The organism is Nocardiopsis terrae, from assembly GCF_014651695.1.
Classification (GTDB): Bacteria; Actinomycetota; Actinomycetes; order Streptosporangiales; family Streptosporangiaceae; genus Nocardiopsis; species Nocardiopsis terrae.
In genome coordinates, this window is record NZ_BMXJ01000001.1 from 785608 (window position 1) to 804653 (window position 19046).

The 19046-nt window shown below is 69.6% G+C and carries 17 protein-coding genes and 1 tRNA gene; 11 read left to right on the forward strand and 7 right to left on the reverse strand.

Features of this window, described 5'->3' with window-relative positions; translation table 11 throughout:
• The first annotated feature begins 51 nt into the window (after nt 1-51).
• The 4 genes from IE195_RS03585 to IE195_RS26055 all read left to right on the forward strand — a co-directional run bounded on the left by IE195_RS03585 (nt 52) and on the right by IE195_RS26055 (nt 4814).
• Entirely contained in the window at nt 52-1359 is a 1308-nt protein-coding gene (locus tag IE195_RS03585) for an ATP-grasp domain-containing protein (protein ID WP_191267899.1), read from the forward strand.
• Nucleotides 1360-1401: 42 nt separating this feature from the next.
• On the forward strand, nt 1402-2730 hold the full coding sequence (locus IE195_RS03590) for an MFS transporter (protein ID WP_191267900.1): 1329 nt from the start codon (nt 1402-1404) through the stop codon (nt 2728-2730).
• 198 nt (nt 2731-2928) lie between these two features.
• Nucleotides 2929-4032 carry a helix-turn-helix transcriptional regulator gene (locus tag IE195_RS03595; protein ID WP_191267901.1) on the forward strand — a complete coding sequence of 368 codons (1104 nt, stop codon included), beginning with the start codon at nt 2929-2931 and terminating at the stop codon, nt 4030-4032.
• A 371-nt stretch (nt 4033-4403) separates the two neighbouring features.
• Nucleotides 4404-4814, forward strand: a complete 411-nt coding sequence (locus IE195_RS26055) for a GNAT family N-acetyltransferase (protein ID WP_225943714.1) — start codon at nt 4404-4406, stop codon at nt 4812-4814.
• 211 nt (nt 4815-5025) lie between these two features.
• On the opposite strand, the gene IE195_RS03605 is transcribed toward IE195_RS26055, so the two are convergent.
• Nucleotides 5026-5101, reverse strand: a tRNA-Arg gene (locus IE195_RS03605).
• Nucleotides 5102-5250: 149 nt separating this feature from the next.
• Nucleotides 5251-6501, reverse strand: a complete 1251-nt coding sequence (locus tag IE195_RS03610) for an aspartate aminotransferase family protein (RefSeq protein ID WP_191267903.1) — start codon at nt 6499-6501, stop codon at nt 5251-5253.
• A gap of 159 nt (nt 6502-6660) precedes the next feature.
• On the opposite strand from IE195_RS03610, the gene IE195_RS03615 reads away from it, so the two are divergent.
• The 3 genes from IE195_RS03615 to IE195_RS03625 all read left to right on the forward strand — a co-directional run bounded on the left by IE195_RS03615 (nt 6661) and on the right by IE195_RS03625 (nt 9116).
• Nucleotides 6661-8124: an NAD-dependent succinate-semialdehyde dehydrogenase gene (locus tag IE195_RS03615; protein WP_191267904.1), complete on the forward strand. Its 1464-nt coding sequence runs from the start codon at nt 6661-6663 to the stop codon at nt 8122-8124.
• Between the two features lie 72 nt (nt 8125-8196).
• Nucleotides 8197-8643, forward strand: coding sequence for an antitoxin VbhA family protein (locus IE195_RS03620; RefSeq protein WP_191267905.1), 447 nt, complete (start codon nt 8197-8199; stop codon nt 8641-8643).
• A gap of 11 nt (nt 8644-8654) precedes the next feature.
• Nucleotides 8655-9116: a Fic/DOC family protein gene (locus tag IE195_RS03625; protein ID WP_225942587.1), complete on the forward strand. Its 462-nt coding sequence runs from the start codon at nt 8655-8657 to the stop codon at nt 9114-9116.
• Between the two features lie 23 nt (nt 9117-9139).
• Here the strand turns inward: IE195_RS03625 and IE195_RS03630 are convergent, their stop codons facing one another.
• The 4 genes from IE195_RS03630 to IE195_RS03645 all read right to left on the reverse strand — a co-directional run bounded on the left by IE195_RS03630 (nt 9140) and on the right by IE195_RS03645 (nt 12121).
• Nucleotides 9140-9859: a GntR family transcriptional regulator gene (locus IE195_RS03630; RefSeq protein ID WP_191267907.1), complete on the reverse strand. Its 720-nt coding sequence runs from the start codon at nt 9857-9859 to the stop codon at nt 9140-9142.
• A gap of 78 nt (nt 9860-9937) precedes the next feature.
• Nucleotides 9938-10687: a maleate cis-trans isomerase family protein gene (locus IE195_RS03635; protein WP_191267908.1), complete on the reverse strand. Its 750-nt coding sequence runs from the start codon at nt 10685-10687 to the stop codon at nt 9938-9940.
• 38 nt (nt 10688-10725) lie between these two features.
• Nucleotides 10726-11571 carry a maleate cis-trans isomerase family protein gene (locus IE195_RS03640; RefSeq protein WP_191267909.1) on the reverse strand — a complete coding sequence of 282 codons (846 nt, stop codon included), beginning with the start codon at nt 11569-11571 and terminating at the stop codon, nt 10726-10728.
• A 67-nt stretch (nt 11572-11638) separates the two neighbouring features.
• A complete protein-coding gene (locus IE195_RS03645) occupies nt 11639-12121 on the reverse strand; it encodes a DUF3830 family protein (protein ID WP_191268072.1) in 483 nt (160 codons plus the stop codon).
• Between the two features lie 300 nt (nt 12122-12421).
• Between IE195_RS03645 and IE195_RS03650 the strand changes: the two genes are divergently transcribed.
• From IE195_RS03650 to IE195_RS03665, 4 genes are all read left to right on the forward strand, one after another.
• On the forward strand, nt 12422-13453 hold the full coding sequence (locus IE195_RS03650; RefSeq protein WP_191267910.1) for a D-2-hydroxyacid dehydrogenase: 1032 nt from the start codon (nt 12422-12424) through the stop codon (nt 13451-13453).
• Between the two features lie 26 nt (nt 13454-13479).
• Entirely contained in the window at nt 13480-15009 is a 1530-nt protein-coding gene (locus tag IE195_RS03655) for an amidase (RefSeq protein ID WP_191267911.1), read from the forward strand.
• 222 nt (nt 15010-15231) lie between these two features.
• Entirely contained in the window at nt 15232-15903 is a 672-nt protein-coding gene (locus IE195_RS03660; RefSeq protein ID WP_017579350.1) for a response regulator, read from the forward strand.
• Nucleotides 15904-16128: 225 nt separating this feature from the next.
• Nucleotides 16129-16515, forward strand: coding sequence for a DUF1304 domain-containing protein (locus IE195_RS03665; protein ID WP_191267912.1), 387 nt, complete (start codon nt 16129-16131; stop codon nt 16513-16515).
• Nucleotides 16516-16838: 323 nt separating this feature from the next.
• Here the strand turns inward: IE195_RS03665 and IE195_RS03670 are convergent, their stop codons facing one another.
• Complete coding sequence (locus IE195_RS03670; protein WP_191268073.1) at nt 16839-18788, reverse strand: heavy metal translocating P-type ATPase; 1950 nt, start codon at nt 18786-18788, stop codon at nt 16839-16841.
• Between the last annotated feature and the right edge of the window lie 258 nt (nt 18789-19046).

A 19046-nucleotide genomic window follows, 5' to 3' on the forward strand; every position in this document is an offset into this window, starting at 1 on the left:
ATCCTTTCGTTCCCCTCCTCCGTATTCCCGCCAGCTCTCCCGAAGGTTGACATGTCCCTGAAGACATCTCCCCACCTCTGCCCCGATTCCGTGACCCACGTGCTCGTCGGCTACAGCAAGAACGTGCTCGACGACCTGGACGCCTTTCTGCCCGAGGAATCCGTGCTGGTCCTTGAGGAACCAGAGGTCATCACTGCCCGCAGGGTGTCGGCGAAGATATCCAGACATCCCAGCGCCGCACTGCTTCTGCCCGCTCCCTGCCAGGACGAGAGCTTTCCTGAGCGGTTCGTGGAAAGTGTCCTCCGCCCCGGGAACGTACGCGCCGTCATCCCCTCCGTGGAGTACGGGGTCGTGGCCACCGCGGCGCTCGCCGACGCCTGGCGGCTTCCCGGTGCCTCGCTCTCAGCGGCCAGGAACCTACGGGACAAGATCGCGTTGCGCACCGCGGCGGACCGGGCCGGTATCCCCCAGCCGAGGTGGACCGAGGTGTGCGGACCGGAGGAGGTACGGGGTTTCGCCGACTCCCTGGGGGTTCCCTGCGTCCTCAAACCGGCGAACCGCCAGGCGAGTCTGGGGGTTCGCTTCCTCGAGGTCGGAGAGGACACGCGGGAGGCGTGGGAGCACACCACGACGGCCAACGAGGCCTCGATGCGAGCGGACTACGCCAATATTCCGCGGTTCATGGTGGAGGAGCGAGTCGACGGACCGGAGGTCAGCGTCGAGGTACTCGTCGACGAGGGCACGGTCGGGTTCACCAACGTGACGGCCAAGGCCGTACAGGACTTCCGGTACCCGGTGGAACTGGGGCACACGGTTCCTGCTCTTGTCCCTCGGCATGTGATCGCCTCCTTGACCCGGCGAATGGAACAACTCGTCGCGGCGACGGGGTTCCGTTCCGGTGTACTGCACGCCGAGTGGATCCTTGCCGGAGGCGACAGCCCCTACCTGGTCGAATGCGCGGGTAGGCCACCCGGTGACCGCATCACCACCCTCATCGACCTCGCCTACGGGGGGTCCCTCCTGCGGGACTTGGTCGCGCTCCTGGAGGGCGGGTCGGCGTCCGGACCCCGGCGAGCCTGCACGGGGGCGGCCATCCGCTTTCTCAGGGCTTCCCCGGGAGTGGTTGAGGAGATCGAAGGCGTCGACGGCCTGGGGGCGATGCCGGGCACACATGACTTCCGGGTCAGCGTCACCGAGGGCGACACCGTCCATGACACCACGAGCTCCTGGGACCGCGTCGGCTACGTGATCGCCACGGGCGGGGACCCGGCCGAGGCCAGCGCCAACGCCGAGCGCGCGGCCGACTCCGTCACCATCCGCGCCCGTCCTTCCGTGGCGTCGGCCGCGCCCCGGTACTGACATGGCAGACCGCGCTGAGACACCCACGGCAGGAGACCATCTGTGTCCGCCTCCACCTCGGATTCCCCTTCCCCACGCACCCGACTCCGCCCGGGGCCCTTTCACAACCGCGACTTTCGGTGGTTCTTCACCTCACGCGCCCTTGCGGACACCAGCACCGAGATGGGTGCGATCGCTGTGCCGCTGCTCGCCATCACACTCCTCCAGGCCTCTCCGGGTCAGGTCGGGGTGCTCGGGGTGCTGTCAACGGCCGCCTTTCTCCTCATCGGACTGCCCGCCGGGATCTGGGTAGACAGGACACGGCGCCGCTCGATCCTGGTCGTGGGAAACCTGTGCCATGGACTCGTGCTCCTCTCGGTTCCGATGGCTTGGTTCTTCGGAGTTCTCACTCTCTGGCAGTTGTACGCCTGCGTACTACTGGGAGGAGTGACCACGGTCTTCACGCGGGTGGCCCAGCAGAGCTACCTGCCGTTGCTCATCGATCAGCGCGATCTGGTCCGGGCCAACGCGGCGCTGACAAGCGCGTCGTCCACAGCGGGCATCGCCGGGCGCGGTGCGGGCGGGTATCTCGTTCAGGCCCTTGGCGCGACGCTTGTGGTGTTGTGCAACGCGTTCGCCCTGGTCAGCTCGGCGTTGGCCCTCCTCATGCTCCGTTACCGAGAGCCGCGCCCGGAGCGAAGGCCGGACGCACGCCTACTCAGGGATATCGGGCATGGGGTCCGTTACGTGGTCACACATCGGCTTCTGCGGCCGATCGCGATGTCGTCGGTCATCACCAACCTGGGTTTGAACGCCATCATCGTCATGGTGCCGGTGATGGTCGTGACGGAGCTGGGCCTGCCTGAAGGGAGGGTCGGCCTGTTCTTCATGGTGGGAGGCGTCGGAATCCTCGCGGGTTCGCTGAGCGCACAGATGATCGCTGGTTGGCTCGGGCACGGCCGCTGCCTTTGGATCGTGGGTCTCGGTGTGGGTGCGGGTACCTTGGCCGTTCCCCTCCTTGACACCGGTCCTCTCTTCTGGGTCGCGTCCGCGGGGTGGGCGCTGAGCCAGTTCGGGATCGGAGTGCACAACGTCGTTCAGATCAGTCTGCGCCAGCAGATCACGCCCGACCATTTGCTGGGGAGGATGACGGCGACCATGCGCTTCCTGCTCACCGGAAGCTTGGCGATCAGCGCCGCATGGGCAGGCACCCTCGCGGAGTTCCAAGGGGCCAGGGCCGCGTTGTGGGTCGGTGCCGGGCTGTGCGCGTTCTGCTGGTTACCGCTGTTGCTGTCCCCTCTGCGGTCGATGCGTGGGGTCCCGGCACATGACACGGAACACGAGGAGGAAGCGGATGGTTTTCGGAGCGCAGAGGTGGATGATCGCAGGTAAAGCGGTTCGATCCCACTATGTGAACATTCCTTAGATAAAGAACCATGCTGCTGTTATTATCTGCGGGCGCTTTGGAACGTATTTGTTCTTCAGTGTCGATGAGCCTGTCAGTGCTGCCTTGATTCAAGCGAGAAGCGCGACTCCGGGCGTGGTTCCGTCAGGTTCGAATCCCAGCGCCGGGGGAGGAGGTGCCTGATCTTGCTGGACGACCGCGATGACGTGGGAATGGATACACCTATCGTTCCTGTGTATGAACTGTGCTTGGAGTGCGGGCACTATGACGAGGAGTTACTGGTCAAGCGGCTGCCAGTAGGTGTGGGCGAGCTCCGAAGGGCCCGTGACGAGCTACTCGGGCTCGGGCTTCTCCGGGGTACGGGCTCGGACGAAAGCCCTCTGCTGCCTGTCAGTCCCGAAGCCGCAGAGGCGTCCGTCGTCGAAACCCGACTGCAGATTCTGACGGACAGGCGCAACGACCTCGTCAGGGTGAGGGATCAGATCAGGGCTTTTCGCTCAACTCACCAAAACTTTCTGGAGGCCCATCGGGCCATATCCAACGGGGTTTTGAACGTGGAGGATCCCGAGGAGGTGAAGACCATCGTCCGCTCTGCCTCCCGCTCCTGCCGCAAGGAAGTCCTCACCATGCAGCCCGGTGGCGGGCGGCCGCCCGCCACCATCGCCGAGGTTCGTGAGGACGATATCTCCCTTGCCAGGCGGGGGGTGCGAGTCCGGGTCCTGTACCAGCACTCCGCCACCTCTCACTTGGCGACCCAGGCCTACGTTCGAAGTCTGACCGAAGTCGGTGGACAGGTCCGCACGTCCCCCCAGCTTTTCGGGAGGATGTTCATATTCGACTCTGAACTCGCCGTTGTTGCGCACCCCCGTCGCGATGACTGTCCGCCCGGTGCAATGGTGCTGACCGAATCAAGGCTGGTGGATTTCCTCAGATCCGTCTATGAATATGTGTGGGAAGGGGCAGAGTCCTTCCTCCCCTCGTCCTCAAGGGAGACCTCCGATGGATTGACTGAGATTCATCGAACCGTCTGTTTGCTCCTGGACCAAGGCCATACCGACGAGGTGGTGGGCAAGAAACTCGGCATGTCCGTCCGCACCGTTCGTCGCTATGTCGCGGAAATCGTTTCCACCCTCGGTAGCTCCAGCAGGTTCCAAGCAGGGGCGGAGGCCGTGCGTCAGGGTGTCATCAACGAGCGTTCGGAGCGGACCGAGGTGCAAGCTCCGGATGGTAGGAACACGACCTGGCCCTTCACTGGTGCGGACGGCAGCGAAAGAGGCATATGGACGTAGTGGAAGCGTACGCGAGGAACAACGCCCAGGCATGGAGACACCTCCTGCCGGACCAGATCGAGGAGGCCAGTACTCATCGCGGGTTCGACGTTCTACGAACGAAGGACCCCCTGGAGACAAGGGTCAACCTCACATGTGCTTCGGCTGAAATCCCGGACCGCGTGTCGGCGTCTCTATCAGCCCCGGGGCGCGTCTACTTGGAGGATCCCTTCGGGACGCTTCTGCCCCCAGAAGGATTCAAACGGGTTCGCTGGCCCGTCATGGTGCGTCGAGGACCTGCGCCACAATCCCGTTCGGGCGTTGACGTTGTGGCTGTGGGTGACGAGAAGACCCTGGTCATGGTGGAGCGACTTATCGTGGACGGCTTCCCCATGCGGTCCCGTCAACCCCACACACCTCAATGCGTTCTTCCTGTCGGTCTGCTGGACACGGAGGGATGGCGAGTGTGGCTCGCCCGGGACCAGGGCTTCCCTGCCTCGGCCTGCCTGACCTTCGCCCATGGCGGCGTGGTTGCTCTCTACTGGTTGGTCACCGCACCGAGTCACCGCTCGCGCGGAATCGCGCGAGCGGTGTTGTCGGTGATTCTGCGCTGGTGCCAGGGGGACGACGTCGTCCTTGTCTCGACCGATGAGGGACGTCCCCTCTATGACTCGCTTGGTTTCGTTGAAGTGGGGCGAGGAAGTCTCTACACGAGGAAGAACGCCGGGCTTTCAGACGATCGCGACCATGGCCCCGGACCGCCACGGGCATCTGTTCCCGGACCGTCTGGACTAGGTCGCTGAAGCCGTGGATGCCGCTCGGACGCGGGTGTTCACGGCCTGAGAACCCATGTGCAATGAATGTGCAACGCGACCCGGAAGAGGGCTTTTCGACCCCTGCTACAGAAGAAGCCGCCCGAGCTGTCTTCACAGTTCGGGCGCGGGGTTCGGACCAGCACAAAAGCGACCGCCGGGCTGTTTTCACATGCCCGGCGGTCGCTCCACTGTCTCAAGGTGGTGCACTCGGGAGGACTCGAACCCCCAACCTTCTGATCCGTAGTCAGATGCTCTATCCATTGAGCTACGAGTGCAGGTCTTCAGTTGTGTGTCGCCCGGTTGAGCTGTGCTCTCCCTTGCGACGTCTCCGACTCTATCACGGTGTGGGAGTGCCTTCGCGCCATATTCCGGTGTGACGCGGGCCATGCGGACGCCGCCGGGTCCCCGGCGGCGTCCGGGCTGGTCAGGTGGCTTCTTCGACCGAAGCCGCCCACAGTTCGAGGGCGGTGTCGACCTGGTCGGCGTTGACGACGAGCGCCGGGATGAACCGCACGACGTTTCCGGCGGGGCCGCAGGTCAGGAGCAGGAGCCCGTTCTGGGCGGCGGCCTGCTGGGCGCGCGCGGCGGCGGCGCCGTCGGGGCTGCCGTCGGGTGTCACGAACTCGTTGGCCCGCATCAGTCCGCGGCCCCGGACGTCACCGATGGCGGGGTGGGCCTCGGCGATCTTGGCCAGGCCCTGCTGGAGGCGTTCGCCCTGGCGGGCGGCGTTCTCCACCAGGCCCTCCTCCTGGATCACGTCCAGGGTGGCCAGGGCCGCGGCGCAGGAGACGGCGTTGCCGCCGTAGGTGCCGCCCTGGGAGCCCGGCCATGCCTTCTCCATCACTGAAGCGGGCGCGGCGATGGCGGAGAGCGGGAAACCGCTGGCCAGACCCTTGGCAGTGATGACGATGTCGGGGCGCACACCCGAGGGCTCGTGCCCCCAGAAGGTGCCGGTGCGGCCGAAGCCGGTCTGCACCTCGTCCATGACCAGCAGGAACCCGTGCTGGTCGGCCCGCTCGCGCAGACCCTGGAGGAAGGCGTCGGGGACGGGCACGTAGCCGCCCTCGCCGAGGACGGGCTCGATGAACACGGCGGCGGTGTCCTTGGGGGAGGTCACCGTGGCGAACTGGTAGTCGAGCTCGCGCAGCGCGTAGTCGACGGCCTCTTCCTCGGTCATGCCGAGCCGGTAGGCGTACGGGAAGGGCGAGACCACGACCCCGGGGACGAGCGGGCCGATCCCGGCGCGGATCTTGACCCCGGAGGTGGTCAGCGAGGCGGCGCCCATGGTGCGCCCGTGGAAGGAGCCCTGGAAGACCACGGCGTTCTGGCGGCCGGTGGCCTGGCGGGCCAGGCGGAGCGCGGCCTCCACGGCCTCACTGCCGGAGTTCACGTAGAACAGCCGGTCGAGCCCCTCGGGCAGGACCTCGCCGAGCCGCTCGGTGAGTCGGAGCAGGGGGCGGTGCATCACGGTGGTGTACTGGCCGTGGATGAGCGTCGCGACCTGTTCCTGGGCGGCGGCGACCACCTTCGGGTGGCAGTGTCCGGTACTGGTGACGCCGATCCCTGCGGTGAAGTCCAGGAAGCGACGGCCGTCCTCGTCGTAGATGTGGACACCCTCGCCTCGTGCTGCGACGACCGGGGTCGCCTGCTTGAGGGCCGGGGAGAGCTCCGCCATGCGATGGCCTCAATTCCGTGTATCAGGTTCCGTAGGATTGTTGACAATCGACGCTGCTATGGAAACATCCGGGGCGTGGCGGTGTCCAGCGGGCGCACGTCGGGCAGTTCTGACCACAGGCCGCCCATACCGGGGCGGCCCGTCGACGGAGGAGACAACATGTCGGATCGCGAAGCACGGGTCGTCGAGCAGGTGGAGAAGAGGCTCTTCCTGGCAGGGAAGTGGCAGGACTCCTCCTCCGGCGCCACCTTCGGGGTCGAGGACCCCTCGAACCGGAAGGTGCTGTGCGAGATCGCGGACGCGGGCAAGGAGGACGGCCTGCACGCCCTGGACGCGGCCGCGCGGGCCCAGCCGGAGTGGGCCGGGACCGCGCCCCGCGAGCGTAGCGAGATCCTGTACAGGAGCTACCAGCTGCTCATGGAGCGCCAGGAGGACCTGGCGGTCCTCATGACCCTGGAGATGGGCAAGCCGCTCGCCGAGGCGCGCGGCGAGATCGCCTACGCCGCCGAGTTCTTCCGCTGGTTCGCCGAGGAGGCCGTGCGGATCGAGGGCGGGTTCGCCACCTCACCGGACGGCAAGTCGCGCTTCCTCGTCATGCGCCAGCCGGTCGGCCCCTGCATGCTGATCACCCCCTGGAACTTCCCCATGGCGATGGGCACCCGCAAGATCGGCCCCGCCATCGCCGCCGGGTGCACGATGATCCTCAAGCCCGCCCAGCAGACCCCCCTGTCCGCGCTGGCCCTGGCCGGCATCCTCGGTGAGGCAGGCCTCCCCGAGGGCGTGCTGAGCGTCCTGCCCACCACCGACCCCGGCGGGATCACCGAGCCCCTCCTCACCGACGGCCGGATCCGCAAGGTCTCCTTCACCGGGTCCACCGCCGTGGGCAGGAAGCTGCTGGAGCAGAGCGCGGGCCAGGTCCTGCGCACCTCCATGGAACTGGGCGGGAACGCGCCGTTCCTGGTGTTCGACGACGCCGACCTGGACGCCGCGGTGGACGGGGCGATGCTCGCCAAGATGCGCAACATCGGTGAGGCCTGCACGGCGGCCAACCGGATCTACGCGCAGTCCGGGATCGCCGAGGAGTTCTCCCGCCGGCTCAGCGAACGCATGGGCGCGCTGCGCCTGGGCCGGGGCCTGGAGGACGGCACGGACGTGGGCCCGCTCATCGACGAGAAGGCCAGGGACAAGGTCCAGGGTCTGGTGGACGACGCCGTCGAGCGGGGCGCGCGCGTGCTCGTCGGCGGCGGCCCCGGCGAGGGCCCGGGGCACTTCTACCAGCCGACGGTGCTGGCCGACGTGCCGTTCGCCGCGGAGCTGTCCACCACCGAGATCTTCGGCCCGGTGGCGCCGGTGCTCTCCTTCGACACCGAGGAGGAGGCGGTCCGGGCCGCCAACGACACCGAGTTCGGCCTGGTCAGCTACCTGTACACCCAGGACCTGAACCGGGCGATGCGGGTCAGCGAGGCCCTGGAGACCGGCATGGTCGGCCTGAACCAGGGGGTGGTGTCCAACCCGGCGGCCCCGTTCGGCGGGGTCAAGCACTCCGGGCTGGGCCGCGAGGGCGGCCGCGTGGGCATCGACGAGTTCCTGGACACCAAGTACGTGGGTATCGGCGGGCTCTGAATCCCTTATGTCGGGTCATATCTCGTACGAGATATGACCCGACATCGGGCGCTCCACACGTACAATGGGGGGATGAGCGCGAGAATTCTCAGCACCATCGGAGTGGACGAGGCCCGCACCAGACTCTCCGAGCTCCTCACCAGGTTGTCCTCCGAACCGGAGAGCGCCCCTGTGGCGGTGGGCGCCTACCGCAAACCCCAGGGGGTGCTCATCTCGGTCCAGGAGTACGAAACCCTGCTCCGGGTCTACGAGGAGCACATTCAGCGCAGGGAGACGGAAGCCGCCCTCATGTCCGTCCGCGCCGAGGGCGGCGCCCCCTCCCCCGGGGCCGTCAACGACGTGGAGCGTGCCGCTGCGGGCGAGATCACCTATGACGAGGCACGAGACCGGATACTGGAACGCGCTCATCAATGGACAACGACCCCTACTGCTATCCAGGGACAGGCGTCCTCAGGAACCGCTTCCATATCCTCGATCCAGACCTCCTCGGACGATACGAGGACGACCTCTCACTACTGAACCTGCGTAGGTTGGCCGACCACCCCGTGCCCGGCGGCTACGACCTCGCGCACCTGTGCCGCTTCCATAAGGAGATCTTCACGGATCTGTACCCGTGGGCAGGACAGATCAGAACCGTGAACATCGCCAAGGGGACCTGGTTCTGCCCTGTCCAGAACATCCAGCGCTATGCGACCGACATCTTTGAGCGGCTGGCCGGACAGGACCATCTCCGCGGACTCGGACGTGAGAAATTCGTACCCGCCCTCACTGAGTTCTACGGTGACCTGAACGCACTGCACCTGTTCCGTGAGGGAAACGGGCGCGCACAGCGGGCATTCGTTGGTCAGCTCGCGCGGGAGGCTGGTTACAGAACCGCCTGGGAACGCCTGGACAGTGAGCGTAACGACCAGGCGTCCGCGGTGAGTCTGAGCCGAGGGGAGCACGGCCCTCTCCTCGCCCTGTTGGACGAACTCGTCGAAGGGCCTGCCTGATCCGACGGCAGAGCCCTCCGCTGTCAGACTTCGGTCTCCGGAGCCGGGGCCCCGTCGTCGGCCGGAAGCTCGGCCTCGGCCGGGGCATCGGCGTTGATGCGGGCGACGGTGTCGAACATGTGCGACTCGATCAGCGTCAGGAGGCGGCCCTCGGCCCCGTCGACGATCGCGTCCAGGATGCGGCGGTGCTCCTCCAGCAGCTCCTCGGGTTCGGGGTAGACGTCCTGCATCACCGTCAGGCACATGCGGGTCTCCACCAGCAGTGTCTGCGCCATCCGCTCCAGTCGCGAGTTGCCCGCGCAGCTGACCAGGGTCTGGTGGAACTCCTGGTCGGCGTCGCTCATCGCGGTCCGGTCCCCGCTGGCCGCGGCCTCGGCCAGCCGGTCCACCGCGGGGGTGAGGCGGGCCAGGGCCTCGCCCCGGTTGCCCCGCATGATCAGCTCGCAGGCGGTCCGTTCCACCGCGAGGCGGGCCACGTAGACGTCCCGGACGTCGTCGGGGGTGAGCTCGCGGACGAACAGGCCCCGGTGCCGTTCGCTGCGGAGCAGCCCCTCCTGGACCAGGCGCTGCATGGCCTCGCGGAGCGGCCCCCGGCTGACACCCAGCCGACCCGCCAGTTCGGCCTCGCCGAGCTGGTCCCCGGGCGCGAGGGAGCCGTACATGATCGCGGATCTCAGCTGGTCGGCGATCAGCTCGGCGGTGGACCGTCTGGGGACGGGTCTGAGCTGGCCTGGGGCTGACATGGGGTTCCCTTCGGATGGGGACGTACACGGACGGATCGGCAGGCCCCGAGGTTAGGGCATGCACGGCGGGTACACGCTCTACCCCCCGTCGAAGGCGCTCCTGACCACGGAGGCGCCGGAGCGGAACAGGGTGCCGGGGCCGGGTCTGGCCGCGCCCCGGCCCGCGAGCCGGAGGCCCTCCCAGACGCTCACCTGGTTGGCGGTGAGGACGGTCTTGCCCAGGAGGGCCTCCATCGGTTCGATCAGGTCGGCACTGTGCAGGGCGGTGTCCGGGACGAGGACGGCCTCGGCCCGGGGGTGGTCGTTGGAGATGGCGAAGTCGAGCGCGTCGTCGGGGTCGAGGCGGCCCACCTCGGCGGCGGTGGCGATGCCGTGGCTGGCCGTGGACAGCACGGTGACGCCCGCCGCGGCGAGGAACTCCGCGAAGTGCCGGGCGACGTCGTCCGGGTAGGTGGCGGCGACCGCGACCCGGGACAGGCGCAGTTGTCGCAGCGCGTGCACGAAGGCGAAGGACGTGCTGGAGGCCGCGACGCCCGCGGCCTCGCGCACCCCCCGGACCTGCTCCCGGGCGCCCTCCCAGCCGTACACGAAGCTTCCGCTCGTGCAGGCCCAGACCGCGGAGTCGACCTCCAGCGCGGCGAGCTCCCGGGCGCCCTCGGCGAGCACGCCCTCGCTGCCGACGTCCAGCAGGGCGTCCACCCGGTGGGCGTCCTCGCGCATCAGCGTGTGCACCACGGGGAGTTCGACGTCCCCGCCGAGTACCGACGCGAAGGTCTTGTAGTCGTCTTCGGCACTGTGGCCTGGGTACAGGATTCCGACACGGGTCATGGTTCTCCTCCGGGCGCGGGCGCCCTCCCTGGCGGCGGTCAGGCGGCGCTGGGCGCCGCCACGTCGAGCAGTCGCTGTCCGTGGGCCACGGCCCGACGGTCGGCGGCCCGCAGCAGGTCCCACATGGTGACCTGGTTGGCCGCTATCACCGGTTTACCCAGTTCCCGTTCCAGGGGCGCGATGATGTCGTAGGTGAGGACGTTGGTGCAGCTGATGTACACGGCCTGCGCGTCCGGGCGGTCCACCTCGTGCACCGCCCGGGCGACCTCGGCGTAGGTGACCCGCCAGATGTGGCTGAGCAGGCCGAGTCCGACGCTGGAGGTGACGCCCACGCCGTGTTCGGCGAGGTAGCCGAGGAGTCGTTCGGTCACGCTGTCCACGTAGGGGGTGACCACGGCGATCCGGTCCGCCTCCAGGGTTCTCAGGGCCCGGATGAGCGCCCCCGAGGTGGTGACCGCGGCCGGGGCGCCCGCGGCCAGCATGGTCCGGTGGAGTTCCCGTTCGCCCGCCGCGCCGTGCACGAAGCTGCCCGAGGCGCAGGCGTAGCCGACGGCCAGGGGTTCGGGGGCCAGGAGCGCCCTGACCGCCCTGGTCACGCCCTTGCCCCTGCTGAGGGCGGCGGCCTGGTCGACCGTCACCGGGACGTGCACGTACGGCAGGCGGGTGAGGTGCAGCGAGACGTCGTCGGGTGCCCACCGCCACAGTTCGCGGTCGAGCGCGAAGTCGTAGGGCGCGATCACGCCGATCCCCGCCTGCCACGGGGTCAGCATCGCCCCGGACAGTTCGACGGCCCCGCGCGGGACGGTCTGCTCGGGTACGGGTGCGGTCGCCTGCAGGGGCGCGTGTTCGGCGCCGTGCTCCGGTCGGTTTCCCTCGGTCCGCATCGGTCACTCACCTCCCAGGGGGTGCTCTCTCGGGGTGTCGGGTGGGGCTGTCGTCCGGTGGGGCCGGTCAGCGGTCGAGCCGTTCGTACAGGAGCCGTTCGCCGACGCTGCCGGAGCGCCAGACGTCGTTGCACGCCTCGGCCATGGCGGGGAGGTTCTCGACGACGGTGCCGAACACGTTGCCGGGCACCCAGCCCACGTCCCCGTTGAGCAGGAGGTTGTTGCGGCCGTAGAAGAGGGCGAGGTCGATGACCCCGGGCAGGTGGTCGATGCCCTTGTCCTCCTTGAAGCTGCGGTCGAGCATGCCTCCGTCGAAGGAGAAGTAGACGAGGTCGCCGGGGATCGGGGTGACGGTGGGGTTCTCCTGGCCCGGTTCGGGGTCGGCGAACCTCGGCACCATCGTGTAGACCTCGTTGCGCGCGTACTTGGCGTGCTGGACGGCGCCGCCCTGCGGGAGGGCGTTCCACACCGCGTCGCAGGTGCGGGGCGCGTCCTTGTCGAGCAGCTCGGCCACGCAGGAGACCCCGCGTTCGGCGAGTGTGACGGTCATGTACCTGGGCACGTGGAGTCCCTTCGACGGGTGGGCGGGGATCCTGGTCGGCCGACTGGGTCACGAGAGCGTTGATTGTCGACAATCTTATGATCAACATGCCGAAGGCGGCAATAGACCCCCGGGTGCACGGGTATCCCTCCGGCGTCGGGCGGGCATGTCGCGCCCTTTGATGCGGAAACAGCCCTTTTGTGGATTGTTGACAATCCTATGACGGCTCCCTAGCGTTTCCCGTGCAGGGCGGACCCTCACCTCCCGACGGCAAGGCAGTCAACCGTCGCAACCGGAAAGCGCGCGCCCGTGAACAGTTCCAGCACCACCCCTTCCGCCCCCGAACGCCCGCGCCTCCTCGTCCTCCGGGGGGACGACCTTCCGCCGGGGCACGAACGCATCGACGACCACCCCGGCCTCGGCGAGGTCGTCTACACCACCGCGGACGAACTGTCCGCCAGGCTCCCCGGCGCCGACGCCCTGCTCGTGTGGGACCTGTTCACCGAGGCGCTGTCCTCCGCCTGGCCCAAGGCCGACTCCCTGGGGTGGGTGCACGCCGCCACCACCGGCGTGGACAACCTGATGTTCCCCGGTCTGGTGGAGAGCGGCGTCGTCGTCACCAACTCGCGCGGGGTGTTCGACGAGCACATCGCCGAGTACGTCCTCGGGCAGGTCGTCTCCTTCGCCAAGGACTTCCACCGCAGCTGGGACTACCAGCGGGAACGCCAGTGGAAGCACCGTGAGACCGAGCGGGTGGCGGGCGCCCGCGCCCTGGTGGTCGGCACCGGGCCCATCGGCCGCGCCATCGCCCGCAAACTCCGTGCCGTCGGCATGGACGTCCGCGGCTCGGGCAGCCACGCCCGGGACGGCGACCCCGACTTCGGCCACGTCGCCGAGTCCAGCCTGGCCGAGCGGGCCGACAACGGCGGGCGCACCCTGCGCGGCGAGCTCCCCGAGGCCGACTACGTGGTGATCGCCGCTCCGCTGACCCAGGCCACCCAGGGCCTGGTCGACCAGAGCTTCCTCGACCTGATGAAGCCGACCGCGCGGCTGGTCAACGTGGCCCGCGGCCCCATCGTCGTCCAGTCCGACCTGGTCAACGCCCTGGACCGGGGCTCGATCGCCGGAGCGGCACTGGACGTCTTCGAACGGGAACCGCTCAAGGCCATCAGCCCGCTGTGGGGCCTGCCCGGATCCGTCGTCTCGCCGCACATGTCCGGTGACGTGGTCGGTTGGCGCGACGACCTGGTGGAGCTGTTCCTGGACAACCTCGCCCGCTACCTGGACGGGCGGGAACTGTGCAACGTCGTGGACAAGAGCCGGGGCTACGTACCCGGCTGACCCCTCGCGTGACTTGGGAGGCTGAAGTGACGATCCGTTCCGACCGGGCCGAGACCGACAACGCTGGTGCGGCCGTCGGTGCGGCCGAAGGATTCGCCGGGGCCGAGGCGGGGGCCGCACGCGGCGTCCCGTCGGCGCGCTCCGGAGATCCTGTGACACCGGCCGACCTGTCCGCCGAACAACTCCTGCACGCCTACTCCACCGGGGAGCTCTCCCCGGTGGAGGCGGTGGAGGCGGTGCTCGAACGCATCGAGCAGGACAACCCCGCTTTGAACGCCTTCTGCCTGGTGCGCCCGGAGGAGGCCCGGGAGGCGGCCCGCGCCTCCGCCGAGCGGTGGCGGCGCGGCGAGCCCTCCGGGAGGCTCGACGGGGTGCCCGCCTCCGTCAAGGACATCCACCTGACGAAGGGCTGGCCCACCCTCAAGGGCTCGGTGACCTCCTCGCAGGAGGGCCCCTGGCAGGAGGACTCGCCGGTGGTCGCCCGGATGCGCGAGCAGGGGGCGGTCTTCGTCGGCAAGACCACCACCCCGGAGCTCGCCTGGAAGGGCGTCACCGACAACCCGCTCACCGGGATCACCCGCAACCCGTGGGACCTGTCCACCACCCCCGGCGGCTCCAGCGGGGGCGCGACGGCCGCGGTGGCGGCCGGGATGGGCCCGCTGGCCACCGGGACCGACGGGGGCGGTTCCATCCGGATACCGGCCAGCTTCAGCGGGGTCTGCGGGATCAAACCCACCTGGGGCCTGGTCCCGCACTACCCGGCGAGCCCGTTCGGGTCGCTGGCGCACACCGGGCCGATCACGCGGACCGTGGGCGACATGGCGCTGATGCTGGACGTGATCTCGGGCTTCGACTCCCGGGACTGGATGGCGATGCCGACACCGGGGCCCGGTCTGGCCGAGGCCGGACGCGGTAACGACCCCGAGGAGCTGGTCCGGGGGCTGCGTATCGCCTACAGCCCCACCCTTGGCGGCCTGGACGTGGACCCGGAGGTGGCCCGTGCGGTCGCCGAGGCGGTACGGGTGTTCGAGTCGCTGGGCGCCGACGTGGAGGAGGCGGACCCGGGCCTGCCGGAGTCCGTGGACCAGTTCCACGTGCTCTGGTACTCGGGTGCGGCCAAGGCCACGGAGAAGCTCACCGAGCGGGAGCGCGAACTCCAGGACCCCGGTCTGCGGGAGATCATCGAGGAGGGCCTCACCTACTCGGCGCAGGACTACCTGACCGCGATGGCGATGCGCATGGCCATGGGCGCCCGGATGGGCCGATTCCACGAGACCTACGACCTGCTGCTGACGCCGACCATGCCGATCGTGGCCTTCGAGGCCGGGCTGGAGTCGCCGCCGGAGCTCTCCGGGCGGCGGTGGACGTCCTGGGCCGGGTTCAGCTACCCGTTCAACATGACCCAGCAGCCCGCCGCGAGCGTGCCCTGCGGGTTCAGCGGTTCGGGGCTGCCCATCGGCCTCCAGGTGGTGGGCCCCCGCCACTCCGACGCACGCGTGCTGCGGGCCTGCCGCGCCTACGAACTCGCCCGCCCCTGGGCCGCGCGGCGGCCGTGACCCGCGGTGGACGGTGACGAGATGGTGACGATAGGGCGACGGTAGTCACACACGCACCGGCCGTGATCAGGCACGTTACTCCCCGGGCAGGATTTTTGTCCGATTCCAGGACCTTTGCCCGGGGAGTTCGGTGCCCTAAGGCCCCCGCTGGACCCCCCGCAGGCGTTAACGTCTTCCTCGAAGGGGTGTCACGTGCGCGCGAACGCGGGATGAGGGAGAGAGATGACTGGCGGTGGGGCCGAGGGTGCTCGGAAGCAGATCAGGGTCTTCCTCGTCGACGACCACGAGGTCGTCCGGCGCGGTGTGGCCGCGCTGCTGGAGACCGAGGACGACATGACCGTGGTGGGTGAGGCCGGGACCGCCGAGCAGGCGCTGGCACGGATCCCCGTCGTCCTGCCCGACGTCGCCGTGCTCGACGTGCGGCTGCCCGGGGGCTCCGGCGTCCAGGTGTGCCGGGAGATCCGCTCCGACCACCCCGAGATCGCCTGTCTGATGCTCACGTCCTTCGCCGACGAGGACGCCCTCTACGACGCCGTCATGGCCGGTGCCGCCGGCTACGTGCTCAAGCAGATCCACGGCGCCGACCTGGTCGGCGCGGTGCGCACGGTCGCCGCGGGCGGCTCCCTGCTGGACTCGGGCAGCACCGGGGCGATGCTGGAGCGGCTGCGCGGCGCCCAGGCCGAACCGGACCCGCTGGCGGAGCTGACCCCGCAGGAGCGGCAGATCCTCGACCTGATCGGCGAGGGCATGACCAACCGGCAGATCGGCGAGCGGCTGTACCTGGCCGAGAAGACCGTCAAGAACTACGTGTCCGCGCTGCTGGCCAAGCTGGACCTGAAGCGCCGCACCCAGGCCGCGGTCCTGGTCGCCGAACTCCGCGGCCGCCGCTACTAGGGCGGCCCCCTACCAGGGCGCCCCTTCCCGGGCCTCCGCGCCGCGCTGGGCCCGCAAGGCGGGTTCGGAGCGCATCGTGACGGTACGGGGCACGGGGTACCGGCTCGACGGCTGAACGGTCGACGGATCCCTCCCGCCGACCCGTGGCCGCCCGGGCCGCGCGCGTACCGACACCGGCGCTCCGGGGTCCGCCCGGAGGAGGGGCCGCTGCCCTAAGCTCCGGTCATGGTCATCATCGGTTTGGCGTTCGCGCTCGTGGGCGCGCTCGTCCACGTGTACATCTTCGTCCTGGAGTCGCTCCTGTGGACGTCCCCGCGCGGTCGGGCGGTGTTCGGCACGACGGAGGAGGGTGCCCGGGCGACCCGGGAACTCGCGTTCAACCAGGGGTTCTACAACCTCTTCCTGGCGGTGGCCGTGGTCGTGGGCACCGTGCTCACGGGCGCGGGGGCCACGGGCGCCGGGGCCGCCCTGGTGTACGCCGGCGCGGGTTCGATGGTGCTGGCCGGAACGGTGCTCGCCGTCTCCTCGCCGGACAAGCTCCGTCCCGCGCTGATCCAGCTCGTCCCGCCCCTGGCGGGCGTGGTCCTGCTGACCCTCGGGCTCCTGGGGTAGGGGCCGCCGAGGCGTGAGCGGGGCGGTCCCGGGCCCGGCGCTCACTGCCCGCGGCCCCTCCCCCGGGAGGGGTTCACGAACACGCAGGTGAGAGCGGTGAACGTTTCACGTGAAACATCCGGCCCCGCCCGCACGGGCGCCGGAGGACGGGCGGCCGCCGCCTCGTAACCGGTCGAGGCGGCGGCCTGAGCCGTGAGCCCTCTCCCGCTACAAGAGTGGGGCCACGGCTCCTCAGATGCTGCCAGGCGCGGTGCCGGAAGTCACGCCGTTGTTCTGGCCCCGCCCGGCAGACGGGGAAGCGGGACACCGGCACCAGAGCCCGGTCAGTCTCCGGGGCGCAGGTCCAGCCCGCGGAGGAGCTGGGCGTTGAGCGCGACGATGATGGTCGACAGGCTCATCAGCACCGCACCCACGGCGGGGGCGAGCACGAACCCGACGGGCGCCAGGACACCGGCGGCCAGCGGTACGGCCACGATGTTGTAGCCCGCCGCCCACACGAGGTTCTGGATCATCTTCCGGTAGCCCGCCCGGGACAGCCGGCGCACCGACACCACCCCGCGCGGGTCGTCCGAGGCCAGCACCACCCCGGCGGACTCGATGGCGACGTCGGTCCCGGCCCCGATCGCGATGCCCACGTCGGCGCGGGCCAGCGCCGGGGCGTCGTTGACCCCGTCACCGACCATGGCGACCCGGCGCCCGCGCTCCTGGAGGTCGCGGACGACGGCGTCCTTCTGGTCCGGGAGGACCTGGGCGAACACCTCGTCCAGCCCCAGTTTCGCGGCGACGGCGTCGGCGACGTTGCGGGCGTCACCGGTCACCATGGCCACACGCACCCCCTGTTCCTGGAGGCGCAGGACGGCGGCGGCCGATTCGGGTCGGACCTCGTCGGCCAGGGCCAGGGCACCGGCCACGGCCCCGTCCACGACGACGTGCAGGACGGTCGAACCCTGTTCCCGCCAGGGGCGGGTGCGTTCGGCGAGGGTGTCGGGCTCGGCGAGGTCCAGGTGCTCCAGGAGCGCGGGGCCGCCGACGTACACCTCGGTCCCCTCGACGGCGGCCTGGACGCCCCGTCCGGTGAGGGAGCGGAAGTCCGAGGCCTCGGGCACCGGCCCGGCCTCCCCTGCGGCGCGGACGACGGCCCTGGCGAGCGGGTGCTCGGAGTCGGCCTCCACCGCCCCGGCCAGGGCCAGCACGCGCTCGGCGGACTCCTCCCCGGTGGCCGCGGTGTCGCTGACCGCGGGCGCGCCCTTGGTCAGGGTGCCGGTCTTGTCGAAGAGCACCGTGTCCACCAGGCGGGTGCGCTCCAGCGCCAACCGGTCCTTGACCAGGATGCCGTTGCGGGCGGACAGGGCCGTGGAGATCGCGATGACCAGCGGGATGGCCAGCCCCAGGGCGTGCGGGCAGGCGATGACCAGAACGGTGACGGTCCGTTCGACCGCCTGGCCGCCGTCGCCGAGCAGCAGGCCCCAGACCACGGCGGTGATGACCGCGGCGGTGAGGGCGAACCAGAACAGCAGGGCGGCGGCCCGGTCCGCCAGGGCCTGTGAGCGCGACTTCGACTCCTGGGCCTCGGTGACCAGGCGTTGGATCCCGGCGAGCGCGGTGTCCTCGCCTACCGCGTCCACCCTGACCCGGACGGAGGAGTCGGTGGCTACGGTTCCGGCGACCACGCGGTCGCCCTCGGAGCGGGTGACGGTGCGGGACTCCCCGGTGATCATCGACTCGTCCACGGCGGCGCGGCCCCGGACGACGGTGCCGTCGGCGGGGACCCGGCCGCCGGAGCGGACCAGGACGGTGTCCTCGGCGCGCAGGTCCGCGATGGCGACCTCCTCGACCTCCCCGTCCGAGCCGACCCGTTCCGCCTGGTCGGGCAGGAGTGCGGCGAGGGCCTCCAGCGCCCCGGAGGCCTGGCCGAGGGCGCGCATCTCCAGCCAGTGCCCGAGGAGCATCACCACGACCAGCAGGACGAGCTCCCACCAGAAGTCGAGCCCCGATCCCACCACGCCGAGGGTGGCGAGCATGCTCGAACCGAAGGCCACGGTGATCGCCATCGCGACCAGGGTCATCATCCCGGGGCTGCGTTCGCGCAGCTCCCCCGGGACCCCGGCGAGGAAGGGCCATCCGCCGTAGAGGTAGACGACCGTGCCCAGGAGGGGAGGCACCCAGGTGAGGGCGTCGGGGACGTGGTAGCCGAGCCATCCGGAGATCATGTGGCTGGTGAACACCACGGGGACGCTCAGGAGCAGGCTCCACCAGAACCTGGTGCGGAACATCGCCGCGTGGTCGCCGTGCCCGCCGTGGCCTCCGCCGTGTTCACCGCGGGTCCCGGGGTCCCCGTGGTCCTGCCGGCTTCCGTGGTCCTCCCGGTGTTCGGTGTGTTCGGAGCCGCGCCGTCCTGTACTCATCTGATTCCCTCCCTGTCCGAAAATACCTCTGAGGGGTATCTGAGCCGGGGACGCCCGCCCGGTCCGCGCGCCCTTGTGACAGACATACCCCCTATGGGTATTTCAGGCAAGGCCCGCGAGCCCACG